Annotated in this window: 15 protein-coding genes; 10 read left to right on the forward strand and 5 right to left on the reverse strand. The window is 62.2% G+C overall.

What is annotated here, in order from left to right:
* Window position 1 precedes the first annotated feature (1 nt).
* The 5 genes from SB659_RS11805 (at window position 2) to SB659_RS11825 (ending at window position 4,973) form a co-directional block, all read left to right on the forward strand.
* Window positions 2–1,060: a FecCD family ABC transporter permease gene (locus SB659_RS11805; protein ID WP_410550539.1), complete on the forward strand. Its 1,059-nt coding sequence runs from the start codon at window positions 2–4 to the stop codon at window positions 1,058–1,060.
* A 131-nt stretch (window positions 1,061–1,191) separates the two neighbouring features.
* The gene (locus tag SB659_RS11810) at window positions 1,192–2,169 is read left to right on the forward strand and encodes a FecCD family ABC transporter permease (RefSeq protein ID WP_410550553.1); all 978 of its coding nucleotides are present in this window, start codon (window positions 1,192–1,194) and stop codon (window positions 2,167–2,169) included.
* Window position 2,170: 1 nt separating this feature from the next.
* Window positions 2,171–3,007 (forward strand): ABC transporter ATP-binding protein, encoded by an 837-nt coding sequence (locus tag SB659_RS11815; RefSeq protein WP_410550540.1) that lies wholly within the window; start codon window positions 2,171–2,173, stop codon window positions 3,005–3,007.
* On the forward strand, window positions 3,004–4,065 hold the full coding sequence (locus SB659_RS11820; RefSeq protein ID WP_284978859.1) for a siderophore-interacting protein: 1,062 nt from the start codon (window positions 3,004–3,006) through the stop codon (window positions 4,063–4,065). The genes SB659_RS11815 and SB659_RS11820 overlap by 4 nt, the downstream gene beginning before the upstream one ends.
* Before the next feature lie 83 nt (window positions 4,066–4,148).
* On the forward strand, window positions 4,149–4,973 hold the full coding sequence (locus tag SB659_RS11825; RefSeq protein WP_284978860.1) for an SGNH/GDSL hydrolase family protein: 825 nt from the start codon (window positions 4,149–4,151) through the stop codon (window positions 4,971–4,973).
* Window positions 4,974–5,013: 40 nt separating this feature from the next.
* On the opposite strand, the gene SB659_RS11830 is transcribed toward SB659_RS11825, so the two are convergent.
* Window positions 5,014–5,301: a YciI family protein gene (locus SB659_RS11830; RefSeq protein WP_410550541.1), complete on the reverse strand. Its 288-nt coding sequence runs from the start codon at window positions 5,299–5,301 to the stop codon at window positions 5,014–5,016.
* 68 nt (window positions 5,302–5,369) lie between these two features.
* Here SB659_RS11830 and SB659_RS11835 point away from each other — a divergent pair, with 68 nt between their 5' ends.
* Together SB659_RS11835 and SB659_RS11840 are read left to right on the forward strand one after the other, a co-directional pair.
* On the forward strand, window positions 5,370–5,849 hold the full coding sequence (locus SB659_RS11835; RefSeq protein WP_410550542.1) for a MarR family winged helix-turn-helix transcriptional regulator: 480 nt from the start codon (window positions 5,370–5,372) through the stop codon (window positions 5,847–5,849).
* A 57-nt stretch (window positions 5,850–5,906) separates the two neighbouring features.
* Complete coding sequence (locus SB659_RS11840; protein WP_410550543.1) at window positions 5,907–6,671, forward strand: SGNH/GDSL hydrolase family protein; 765 nt, start codon at window positions 5,907–5,909, stop codon at window positions 6,669–6,671.
* On the opposite strand, the gene SB659_RS11845 is transcribed toward SB659_RS11840, so the two are convergent.
* From SB659_RS11845 to SB659_RS11855, 3 genes are read right to left on the reverse strand one after another with little or no spacing between them, the layout of a single operon-like run.
* Window positions 6,655–7,470: an FAD:protein FMN transferase gene (locus SB659_RS11845; protein WP_410550544.1), complete on the reverse strand. Its 816-nt coding sequence runs from the start codon at window positions 7,468–7,470 to the stop codon at window positions 6,655–6,657. The genes SB659_RS11840 and SB659_RS11845 overlap by 17 nt on opposite strands.
* Window positions 7,454–7,966, reverse strand: coding sequence for an FMN-binding protein (locus SB659_RS11850; protein ID WP_410550545.1), 513 nt, complete (start codon window positions 7,964–7,966; stop codon window positions 7,454–7,456). The genes SB659_RS11845 and SB659_RS11850 overlap by 17 nt, the downstream gene beginning before the upstream one ends.
* The gene (locus SB659_RS11855) at window positions 7,963–9,423 is read right to left on the reverse strand and encodes a ferric reductase-like transmembrane domain-containing protein (protein ID WP_410550546.1); all 1,461 of its coding nucleotides are present in this window, start codon (window positions 9,421–9,423) and stop codon (window positions 7,963–7,965) included. Before SB659_RS11855 ends, SB659_RS11850 begins: the two co-directional genes overlap by 4 nt.
* A 396-nt stretch (window positions 9,424–9,819) precedes the next feature.
* On the opposite strand from SB659_RS11855, the gene rpmB reads away from it, so the two are divergent.
* The 3 genes from rpmB to rpsN are packed head-to-tail and all read left to right on the forward strand — an operon-like array spanning window position 9,820 to window position 10,533.
* A complete protein-coding gene (rpmB, locus tag SB659_RS11860; RefSeq protein ID WP_144662315.1) occupies window positions 9,820–10,056 on the forward strand; it encodes a 50S ribosomal protein L28 in 237 nt (78 codons plus the stop codon).
* On the forward strand, window positions 10,056–10,223 hold the full coding sequence (gene rpmG / locus SB659_RS11865; protein WP_003798558.1) for a 50S ribosomal protein L33: 168 nt from the start codon (window positions 10,056–10,058) through the stop codon (window positions 10,221–10,223). The genes rpmB and rpmG overlap by 1 nt, the downstream gene beginning before the upstream one ends.
* A 4-nt stretch (window positions 10,224–10,227) precedes the next feature.
* Complete coding sequence (gene rpsN, locus SB659_RS11870) at window positions 10,228–10,533, forward strand: 30S ribosomal protein S14 (protein ID WP_011776360.1); 306 nt, start codon at window positions 10,228–10,230, stop codon at window positions 10,531–10,533.
* 54 nt (window positions 10,534–10,587) lie between these two features.
* Here rpsN and SB659_RS11875 read toward each other — a convergent pair.
* Window positions 10,588–10,904 (reverse strand): hypothetical protein (locus SB659_RS11875; RefSeq protein WP_410550547.1); only part of this gene is annotated, 317 nt, incomplete at its 5' end.

Below are 10,904 nucleotides of genomic sequence, written 5' to 3' on the forward strand. Positions count from 1 at the left end.
CATGAGATTAAGTACGACGACGGCGCTCCAGACCAGGGGGATAGGCGGCCCGCGACCAGCCGATGGGGTAGGCAAGCGAACCACGTGGCTGGTGCTCGCCGTCGTCGTGCTGGCTGCAGCCTGTGCCGCATCCCTGGCGATAGGTGCCCGCGAACTTTCCCTCACCACGGTGTGGGAAGCCCTCACCATCTTTGATCCAAACGATGGGAACCACGCTGTGGTTATCGCCCGGATCCCACGGACGGCCCTGGGGGTGCTGGCGGGCGCTGCCCTCGGGCTGGCCGGCGCCGCAATGCAAGGTGTGGCCCGGAATCCGCTGGCCGATCCAGGGATCCTGGGCCTGAACGCCGGGGCAGCGCTCGCCGTCGTCGTCAGTATTTATCTGTTCGGAGTCAGCTCACTGAGTGGTTACATCTGGTTCGCGTTCCTCGGTGCCGGCGCGGCGGCGGCCGTGGTTTATGCCATTGCGTCCAGGGGACGTGACGGTGCGACGCCGGTCAAACTCGCCCTGGCGGGTGCGGCCCTCAGCGCCGGGCTGTTCTCGCTGATGAACGTTATTTTGGTCTCCAGCCAAGATATCTTTGACCGTTTCCGGTTCTGGCAAGTCGGTAGCATCGGCGGCCGCGATTGGTCAGTCCTGCTACCGGCGCTGCCGTTCCTCGTTGTTGGGGCATCGATCGTGCTGGCAAGTGGCCGGGTCCTCAACGGCCTGGCGCTGGGTGACGACTTGGCCCGGGGCCTCGGACACAACGTGGCCCTGTCGCGTGCCATCACCGCCGTGGGTGTCGTATTGCTCTGTGGATCCGCTACTGCGCTGGCTGGGCCCATCGGATTCCTGGGATTGGTCATCCCGCACGCTGTCCGTTCCATCACGGGGCCGGATTATCGCTGGATATTGCCGTTCTCGCTGGTTTCTGCGCCCATCCTGCTCATCACGGCGGACATCATCGGCCGCGTGATCCTGCTTCCGGGTGAGGTTCCTGCGGGCATCGTGACGGCCCTCTTGGGTGCCCCCGTGTTTATCTGGCTTATCCGCCGCGGAAAGGGAGCGGGACTGTGAGCACCTTTTACAAGCCCCGCGCCCGCGCCGAGCTGGCATTTAACGGCAATGGTCGGGACAAACATGCCCATCCGTTGCCACTTCGACGGGTCCCTAGCCCCACGTTTTTCCTGGGCCTGGCCCTTCTCATCATGTTCTCGGTGTACGTGCTCTTGGGCAGCTACACGGTGACCATTCCGGACTTCGTCACCATCGTCCTCAACCACTTGACGGGCGGCGAGAAGATTCCGGGCGCCAGCTTTATCGTCATGGAACACAAACTGCCCCGCGCTGTCACGGGAACCATGGTCGGCGTCGCCTTCGGCTTGGCGGGCGGGCTCTTCCAGACCATGCTGCGGAACCCCTTGGCGAGCCCGGACATCATTGGCATCAGCTCAGGTGCCAGCGCAGGTGCCGTGACGGCCATTCTGGTCTTCGGTGCTTCCGGAGCCGTGGTTTCCGCCGCCTCCCTCTGCGGTGCGCTCGGGGTCGCCACTATCATCTACGTAATTTCCCGCAGTGGTCCGGGTGCGGGCGGCAGCCGTGGCAACGCGGCGGGTAACCGGCTCATCCTCGCAGGCGTCGGCGTCGCCGCGGCTTTGCAAGCAGTGATCAATTTCCTCATGACCAGGTCGGACATCCGCGTCGCAGCCGATGCCTTGATCTGGTTGAACGGATCATTGAACCCGGCCGATTGGGAGAAAGCCGGCGTCCTCGGGATGTCCCTGCTGATCCTCGTTCCCGCTGTCATTGCGCTTGCCGGCCCGCTCCGCATTCTCGAACTCGGTGACGATACCGCCGCCGGTCTTGGGATCACGGTGAACGCGGCCAGGCTGGGACTGGTGCTGACCGCCGCCGGCCTCGCCGCCGTCGCAACGGCAGCTGCGGGTCCCGTCGCTTTCGTTGCCTTCCTCGCCGGACCGCTTGCCCGGCGCCTCGTGCGTAAACCCAGCCTCCCGGCGTCGGCGCTTGTGGGCGCGCTGATTGTGTTGCTGGCAGACTTCTTCGCCGCCAACATTGCCCCCGTCATCCTCGACGGGACCGTGCTGCCTGTCGGCGTCGTCACCGGCGCTCTCGGTGCGCCCTTCCTCCTGTGGCTGCTCGTCACCTCGAACCGAAAGGAAGCCTGATATGGCCCGCCTCAACGCCAAGGACCTCACGCTCAAATACGAGCACCGCAAGGTGGTGGAGGGACTCTCCACTGAGATCCCCGAAGGGAAAGTGACCATGATCGTGGGAGCAAATGCTTGCGGCAAATCGACGCTCTTGCGGGGCTTGTCGCGGCTACTCAAGCCGGCCAGCGGTTCCGTGACACTGGATGGGAATGACATCCATGGCCGTCCCGCCAAGCAACTGGCCCGTGTGTTGGGCCTCCTCCCGCAGCACCCTACGGCTCCTGATGGCATCACCGTCCGCGACCTCGTGGGCCGGGGTCGGTTTCCGCACCAAGGCTTCTTCCGCAGTTGGAGCGCGGGGGACTCCTCCCTTCACGATCATGCTGTGCAACGCGCTCTCGAAGCCACTGGCACTTTTGAGCTCGCGGATCGAAACGTCGACGAGCTTTCCGGCGGGCAGCGCCAGCGAGTGTGGATTGCGATGGCCTTGGCACAGGAAACCGACGTCCTCTTGCTCGATGAGCCCACCACGTACCTTGACCTGGCACACCAGGTGGAGGTCCTGGACCTGATCACCGACCTCAATCGCAGCCGCGGTACCACCGTGGCGATCGTGCTCCACGACCTCAACCTCGCAGCGCGCTACGCCCACCACGTCATCGCCATGAAGGGGGGACGCATCGTGGCCGAAGGTCCGGCTTCAGTGGTGATAACCGAGGAACTGGTCCTCAACGTTTTCGGCCTGGAATCCCGCGTGGTTCCGGACCCCATCTCAGGTACCCCGCTGATCATCCCCATCGGGCGCCACTACGCGGACCATGTGCCAACGAACGAACTGGAGACCGCTTCATGAGCACGCAACCAGCCAAGGCGAAGGCCACGTCGAACGCGGCAGTGGAACCCATGACTCTTGCCTTCGACGTCACCGTGACGGCCGTGCAGGAACTCAGCCCCACTTTCCGCCGGATCACGTTCGGTGGCTACTCCCTGCGCGACTTCGGCGTGGCCGGTGACATGCTGGACCTGCGGGTGAAGTTGATGATTCCGTCCGTGGACCCGTCCGGCCGTGCGCTCCCGCTGCCGGCTTTGAAGTTGGGAGAGGCAAGCTGGTACCGGGAATGGCTGGCGATGGACCCGGCTACCCGCGGCCACATGCGCACCTACACGGTCAGGTCCGAGCGCCTCGACGCTGTGTACCCGGAAATCGACATCGACTTCGTCATGCACTTCGACGACGGCGGTCAAGGCGGTCCCGCAGCAAACTGGGCTGTTGCTGCGAAGCCAGGGGACGCTCTGACCATCATCGGGCCCAATAACCGGGCAGCCCAGTGCTCCACCGCTGGTGCCTACGGCGGCATCGAATGGCGTCCCGGGCTAGCCCAGCATGTCCTCTTGGCCGGCGACGAAACTGCGGTTCCAGCCATCAGCGCCATTCTCGAAAGCCTGCCCCAACAGATGACCGGCCACGCCTTCCTCGAAGTGCCCCAGGCCGGCGACTTCCGCGACATCAACACCGCCGCCGACGTCGAAATCACCTGGCTGGCGCGCGGCGCCGCACTAGGCAGGTCGCGGCCCCACGGCGAGCTCCTCAAGCAAGCGGTCGCAAGCACTGTTCCCTTGCCCGGCTGGGTGGGATTCACAGGAACAGGCGCAGCCGCCGGCCCGGAGCCCGAAGACGTGAACGTGGATCAGGAGATTCTCTGGGACACTCCCCAAAGAATGGATGCCGCAGCCATCGAAGCCACCAAGAACCCCACCCTCCCTGCCGGCGCGCTTCCCTTTTACGCATGGCTGGCCGGTGAAGCTTTTGTCATCAAGGAAATGCGGCGTTATCTGGTCCGGGATGTGGGAATCGACCGGAAGCAGGTGGCCTTCATGGGGTACTGGCGGCGCGGCAAGGCAGAGGGCTAAGCGGGCTGCAGGGCGGGCGTCTCTGATAGCTGTGTTAACATTCCCTTTCCCCTGAAGTCACCAGCCGGGGATAACTTAGCGGGGTGGGTGCTGGGGAGAAAGGGCGACGGCGGTTCGTCGCCATTGGCGATTCCTTCACCGAGGGCGTCGGCGACCCGAGCAATGTCCTGCCCAACGGGGTTCGGGGGTGGGCTGACAGGGTTGCCGAGAAGCTGGCCAAGGCTGAGCCGGGCTGGGAGTACGCCAATTTGGCTGTCCGCAGCAAGAGGCTTCGCCATATCGTCGACGAACAGCTTGAGCCCGCGCTGGCGATGGAACCAACCCTTATCACCCTCTACGCCGGCGGCAACGACATCCTGGACTTCGGTACGGACATGGATGCCCTGCTGAGCGACTACGAGATGCTCGTGGAAAAGCTTGCCGCCACGGGCGCCACGGTGGTCCTCTTTACCGGTTTCGACGTCAAAGTCTCTGCAATCCTGGAGCCATTCAAGAAACGCAACACCCTCTACAACCAAAGGGTCCGCGCCCTCGCAACAAAATACGGTGCCGTCCTGGTGGATTACTGGTGCTTCGAAGCCTATAAGGACCCACGTATGTGGGCGCCGGACCGGCTCCACATGTCCAAGGCCGGACATAAGTATCTGGCCGCACAGGTCTTGGATCACCTCAACGTCCCGCACAAAATCCTCCCGAAAGAATGGGATCCACCCGAGCGCCTCAAATTGCGCGAATGGGAACGCCGGCAGCGCCGTTGGGTCAATGATTGGGTGGTGCCCTTGTTCGGGCGCAAACTTCGAGGCGTCACCCTGGGTGACTCGTTGCAGCCCCGCTGGCCCCAACCGGTGAAGGTTCCACGCAAGGGTGGGCTGAAGAAGCTGGTGGATGTGAGAATGCGTGGCGAGTGAGCCTGCTGGGGTTGGGCCGGGGCGTCAGTGTGCCGGGGCGTCAGCTGTCCAGCAGGTTTTCGTAGCCGGTGGCCACGCTGGTGGCCCTGAATTCGATGATCTCGAAGTCTGCCACGCCATTGCTGTAGAAGGGGTCCTCGGCCAGTGATGCGTCCAGGGTGGCCTTGTCCGCGTTGGAGAGCAGCACCCCGCCGATAGCTGGTACGCGACGTCCGGACGCAAGGAACACACCGGCGTCGAACGCTTCCTTAAGCCACGCCATATGGCCCGGGCGGTGGAAGTCGACAATCTCGTCGGGGACCTTGTAGGTCAAAGAGACAACGAACATGCTGTCAGCTTATCGGTGGGCAGCAGGGGGAGACCTAAGTAACCTGCTGATTCTCCTAAGATGGATGTATGACTCAAACCCGCTGGCTGAACGCCGATGAACGCCGCGCTTGGCTGGCGCTTCTGAGCATCAATACACTGCTGCCTTCGGCATTGGACACCCAGCTTCAGTCGGCGGGGAAATTATCACTTTTCGACTACAACGTCCTTGCCATGCTCTCTGAAACTGAGGGGCGATACCTTCCCATGAGCGAGTTGGCCGCCCGCACCAGCGCATCACTGTCACGCCTCTCTCATGTGGTCACCAAGCTGCAAAAACGCGGATGGGTGGACCGGCAGGCAGACCCGCGCGATGCCCGGGTCACCGTGGCGCACCTGACCGACGCCGGCATGTCCACCATTTTGGCCCTGGCGCCGGATCATGTGGAGTCGGTGCGGACGCTGATGCTGGACTCCCTGACGCCCGACGACGTCACGGACCTGGCCCGGATCGGCGAGAAGATTGTGGCCCGTTTGGACAACAATCATTGGATCCTCCGGGACTCCTGATCCACATAGCAGTTCAGCGCTTTGTGGCGCCGAGTGCTGAAGTGGCAGACTGGCGGCATGGATTTTTCAGCCCGATATGTCGCCTTGGGGGATTCGTTCACGGAGGGAGTCGGGGACGATGACCCCACTCGCCCCAACGGTGTGCGCGGTTGGGCGGACGTCGTCGCCAGCCAGTTGGCACAAAGCAACCAGGACTTTGGCTATGCCAACCTCGCAATCCGGGGACGGAAGCTGCGGCAAATCATGGCGGAGCAGGTAGATGCGGCTATCGCGCTGCGGCCCACCCTTGTCACCATGTACGCAGGTGCAAACGACATCCTGCGGCCCAAGGTAGACATCGACTCGCTGTTGGAGGATTACGACGCCGGTATCGGCAAGTTAAGCGCTGCCGGCGCCACTGTTGTCCTCTTCACCGGTTTCGATGCCAAGAGTTCGAAGGTTTTCGGAGCCATGCGCGGCCGGACTGCGATCTACAACGAGCTCGTGCGGGAAATTGCCCAGGACCACGGCGCGCTGCTGGTGGATTACTGGCGCTTTGACGAGTACGACGATTGGCGTATGTGGGGCGAGGACAGGATGCACATGTCCACGGCCGGCCACATCAACATGGCCAAGCGCGTGTTGGACGTCCTCGAATATGAGCACGTCATTGAAGTACCCGAACTCGCGCCCCTGCGGCTCATGAATCGTGTTGAAACGTTGAAGGCCAACGCCCGGTGGCTGCGTGAATCTGCGGTCCCGTGGGTATCTCGCAGGGTTCGCGGCGTTTCGTCCGGAGATGGCCTGCACCCTAAATATCCTGAGCTTATCCGGCCTTCCTAGCCGCTTGGCCGGTTTCGTCGCGGAAGCCGGGAGTGGCCAGCAGGGTGCCGTCCCGGCGTACGGCCAGGACTTCGACGCCCCACTTTGCCACGGCCTGGTCCAGCATCGGGGTGCCTCCGGCCACGATCGCGGTGGCAAGGACGTCCGCCGTCATAATATTTGTTGCTGCGACCGTGACCTGGACGAATTCCGCCTTCCCACTACCTACCGTCCATATATGTTCACCGCGTTCGGCGCAGCCCGAGGTCGCCAGGGCCGGCAGGGCGCGTAGGGGAAAAGCGCTCAGCAGCGACTGCCTATCCCCGGGATCGACGACGCCGGCAAGCCACGGTTCATTGGTGCCTGGCTGTGGGGAGCCGCTAACCAGTACGTCGCCTCCAGCGTTGAGACACCAGTCCTGCAGGCCTATGGCTTCCAAGGAAAGAGCGGCCTCCTGTGCAGCGTGGGCTTTGACAATTCCGGACAGATCCAGGGCCCTATCAGGGCGCTCAGCCGTGAATGCGCCATTGGTTGCCAGCCGCCACTCGGACGCTTCATCGTAGAGCCGCCTCATGGACTCCGAGGCTTCCGATAAGGCCAGCTCACCGCGTGCCACCCGACTGGCTTCGGAGCCCTCGCGGTAGAGACTGAACTTCAAGTCCAGTTCGGTAAAAATGCCCTCGACGACGGCGGTGGCCGACTCGAGCTCATCCACGGCGGCTTGCGTGTATCTCCGTCTCGCTACGGTAAGACTCACCACCGTGCCCATGCTCCTGAAGATCCGGGCACGGAGGTGTTGCGCGTTAGAAGTGGGCCGCATCGAGGGCTGCCTGGAGGGATGTGAGGTAGGCGTCACTGGTGATGGTGGCTCCGCCGACCGTCTGCACGTTGGCCGACTGGGCCTGGAGGACCTCCGAACGGAGCACAGGGGCGGCATAGGCGCTGATCTGGGCGGACCTGTTCTCGGCATCCGTAAGTTGCAGGGCCTTGACCTCGGTGATCTTCCCGCCTTGGACGGTGACCTGCACTTGGACTGTGCCGTAGCGTGTCTGGACCGAGGAGCCGTCATAGCTTCCCGACGTCGCAGTGCTCGTGCCGCTGGAGGTGGTGCCGCTGGAGCTGCTTCCACCGGAGGTGGTGCCGCCGGTTTCAGTCCCGGAGGTGCTCCCACCGGAGGTGGTGCCGCTCGATCCCGTGCTGCTGAGGCTCGTGCTGGTTGCCGCACCTGTTTCGGAGACGTGGGCCCCGGATTGCCAGCCGGCAATCAAAATACCAACGGATGCAAGGGCTGTGGCTACTGCTGCTCTCGTTCTCACCAGTCAAACCTTTCGTAATGGAGTTGTTCCGCGGGCACCCCGGCCGCCTTGACGTCGTCGATGACTTTGCCGGCCCAGCCGGCAGGTCCGCAGACGTAAACGTCAGCTTCGGCGATGTGCGGTGCGTAGGAGGCAAGGGTGAATCCTGCTTGCTGCGCTGAGTGTGGGAGCCAAGATCCACTCTTAGGCGAACGCGGACCTGTCAGGTGATAGAGCGTTACGCCACGCGCTTCGGCGATGGCCATGATTTCCTGCCCAAGGAAGAGTTCGTTCTCGTCATGACCCCGGAGGAGGACCGTAGCGTCTCCAGGTTCGAAGGGGGTGGACTCCAACAGTGCACGCAGCGGTGTGATACCAATGCCGGCGCCGATCATGACCACGTGTTTACGGGATCGCGCCGCCGTGCTGAACATCCCGTACGGACCTTCGATGGCCACCTTGGTGCCAGGCTTGAGCCGTGCGAGCCTTGCGGTTCCCTCGCCCAAGATGCGGACGGTGATCCGCAACTTGCCGGGCATTGTGGCGGTGGCGGGAATCGGTTCGGCAGAAAGGCTGAAGGGGTGGGGCTGCCACCAAAATCCCGGGGCGAGGAACCTCCAGAAGAAGAACCTGCCGCCCGAGCCCGATAGCTCGTCCAGATGGAGGCCGGTCATTTCGATACTGAAAACGTCCTTGGAGACGCGCACCACGCGGCTTACCGTCACCTGGTGCCGAAAAGTGGCGAAGAGTGGCTCCAGCACACGGTTGTAAAGGAGGGCGGAGCCAGTGGCCATGCATAGTGCCAACCAGTACCAACGCTGCCAAGTACCTTGGGCGAAGAGGCCGCCCACGCTGAACTGGTGGGGTATGGAGGTCGCCACGGCTGCATATGTCAGCAGGTGGACGGCGTACCAGAATTCGTAAGGGAACCGGCGTCGAACGGCAACCAGGGACGTGACGACGACGGCGACAAACAGCAGCGCGGAGATGTACGCCAACCACATGTCGGGGACGTTGACCCAGAGCGATACGGATTCCGAAATGGGGTCCAATCCCTCTGCCGCGCCGTATCCGATGGCGATGAACAGACCATGGGCTAAGAGCAGATACAGTGCCGGCTTGCCCAAGGACTTATGGATCTCGATGGCTCGGTCGTGGCCCAGGGTGTTGTCGATGAAAGGGATTCGCGCAGCGAGCAGGAGCATCAGGAGAACCAGATCCATGCTGATCAGCCCCGCCACGATACCTATTGACGTTGTGGCTGCGGCGAAGGATCCGAATCCGGAGGCGCCGCCATAGGCCAGCCAAAGGCTCACAGCTGCAACCGGTGAGAGCCACCCGAGGAAAGTGATGAAGTCAGCCCGCACCCACCGGCGTCGGGCCTGTTGCCGGAAGCCTGCGGCGGCACTGGGTGCCATGGCAGGCACGGGGGCCTCAGGGTTTTCAGCCCGTGAACGTGGTGTGAGGAGCGAAGTCATGAAACAACATTGGCCCCCCATCCTTTGGTTCCGCTGTGAAAGGCCTTGCTATGGCTTATGATTCCGGATTGGTCTTAATTTGCACTGGCCCGTAGAATGGTTAGGCGCTAGGTAGTGCGGATCGTGTGCAATTGCTCCGGTTGGCGGTGAGTGGCAGTTTTACTGACCTCCCGGTGGCCGGTAGTTAGGGGCTCAAGTTGCGTGCATTCCTGTATTCGCCCGGTATCCCAGGAGCTGTTCCAGTGGTTTTCCACTGCCTGTCCTGAGGCCAACCTTCTTCGCCGCACCAGGTGCGGAAACTAACGAAAATGGTTTGGATCGGATGCGGACGCTGCCTGTCGCACGGCAACGCAGGAACATCTGTACGCCGTTACATTCAATCTTTGGAGGAGAGTCATGGCAGCACACTGCCAAGTGACCGGAGCCGAGCCGGGCTTTGGGCACAGCATTTCGCACTCGCACCGTCGCAACAAGCGTCGGTTCGATCCGAACATTCAGAAGAAGCGCTACTGGGTTCCGTCCCTGCGCCGCAACGTCACGCTGACCCTGTCAGCACGTGGCATCAAGACCATTGACGTACGCGGAATTGACGCGGTCGTCGCCGACATCCTGGCACGAGGAGTAAAGCTCTAATGGCAAAGGACAAGGACGTACGTCCGATCATCAAGCTGAAGTCCACTGCGGGCACTGGTTACACCTACGTAACCCGCAAGAACCGTCGTAACGATCCTGACCGCCTGGTCTTGAAGAAGTACGACCCCAAGATCCGCCAGCACGTCGAATTCCGAGAGGAGCGCTAAACACATGGCAAAGAAGTCCAAGATTGCTCGCAACGAGCAGCGCAAGGTCATTGTTGAGCGTTACGCTGCCAAGCGTCTCGAACTGAAGAAGACCCTGGTTGACCCGAACGCGACTGACGAAGCACGCGAAGCTGCCCGCCTCGGCCTGCAGAAGCTGCCCCGCAACGCCTCCCCGATCCGTCTGCGTAACCGGGACCAGATCGACGGCCGTCCCCGCGGTACGCTCCAGAAGTTCGGTATCTCCCGTGTTCGCTTCCGCGACATGGCTCACCGTGGTGAGCTCCCGGGCATCACCAAGTCTTCCTGGTAATCACGAAGTCCTGAAGAGGCCGGCAACCGCTAAGGTTGCCGGCCTCTTCTGCGTTTAAACCCCGGCGCTTCCTCTCTCACGCCAAGACGGTCTGCTGTTTTGGGTGGTGTTGTTGGGTGGATTTGCGTTGGTGTGGTGGGGCGTGTATTGTTTTCTGAGTCGCCGGGTGCGAAACGGAAAGCCGGAAGGTGTGTACGGTTCGGTGGGCGGCCAAAAATAACTCTTCTTTTCCAATGGCCCTTTGTTGTGGTGTGCTGCTTTTGTGGTGTGCTTGTGGGGGTTATGTTTTGGGGGGTCTGTTGTTTGAGAACTCAATAGTGTGCCAAGTTTGTTGATGCCGATTGTTTTTTGATTGGTTGAAATTATGGCTG

Origin of the sequence: Arthrobacter sp. SIMBA_036 (assembly GCF_046535135.1) — a bacterium.
Lineage (GTDB): Bacteria > Actinomycetota > Actinomycetes > Actinomycetales > Micrococcaceae > Arthrobacter.

Bases quoted from the DNA above. Each gene is read 5' to 3' on its own strand.
- SB659_RS11855 (WP_410550546.1), bottom strand. From the start codon at position 9,423: ATGACTTCGCTCCTCACACCACGTTCACGGGCTGAAAACCCTGAGGCC.
- rpsN (WP_011776360.1), top strand. From the start codon at position 10,228: ATGGCAAAGAAGTCCAAGATTGCTCGCAACGAGCAGCGCAAGGTCATT.
- rpmG (WP_003798558.1), top strand. From the start codon at position 10,056: ATGGCAAAGGACAAGGACGTACGTCCGATCATCAAGCTGAAGTCCACT.
- SB659_RS11815 (WP_410550540.1), top strand. From the start codon at position 2,171: ATGGCCCGCCTCAACGCCAAGGACCTCACGCTCAAATACGAGCACCGC.
- SB659_RS11805 (WP_410550539.1), top strand. From the start codon at position 2: ATGAGATTAAGTACGACGACGGCGCTCCAGACCAGGGGGATAGGCGGC.
- SB659_RS11840 (WP_410550543.1), top strand. From the start codon at position 5,907: ATGGATTTTTCAGCCCGATATGTCGCCTTGGGGGATTCGTTCACGGAG.
- SB659_RS11830 (WP_410550541.1), bottom strand. From the start codon at position 5,301: ATGTTCGTTGTCTCTTTGACCTACAAGGTCCCCGACGAGATTGTCGAC.
- SB659_RS11845 (WP_410550544.1), bottom strand. From the start codon at position 7,470: ATGCGGCCCACTTCTAACGCGCAACACCTCCGTGCCCGGATCTTCAGG.
- SB659_RS11835 (WP_410550542.1), top strand. From the start codon at position 5,370: ATGACTCAAACCCGCTGGCTGAACGCCGATGAACGCCGCGCTTGGCTG.
- rpmB (WP_144662315.1), top strand. From the start codon at position 9,820: ATGGCAGCACACTGCCAAGTGACCGGAGCCGAGCCGGGCTTTGGGCAC.
- SB659_RS11820 (WP_284978859.1), top strand. From the start codon at position 3,004: ATGAGCACGCAACCAGCCAAGGCGAAGGCCACGTCGAACGCGGCAGTG.
- SB659_RS11810 (WP_410550553.1), top strand. From the start codon at position 1,192: ATGTTCTCGGTGTACGTGCTCTTGGGCAGCTACACGGTGACCATTCCG.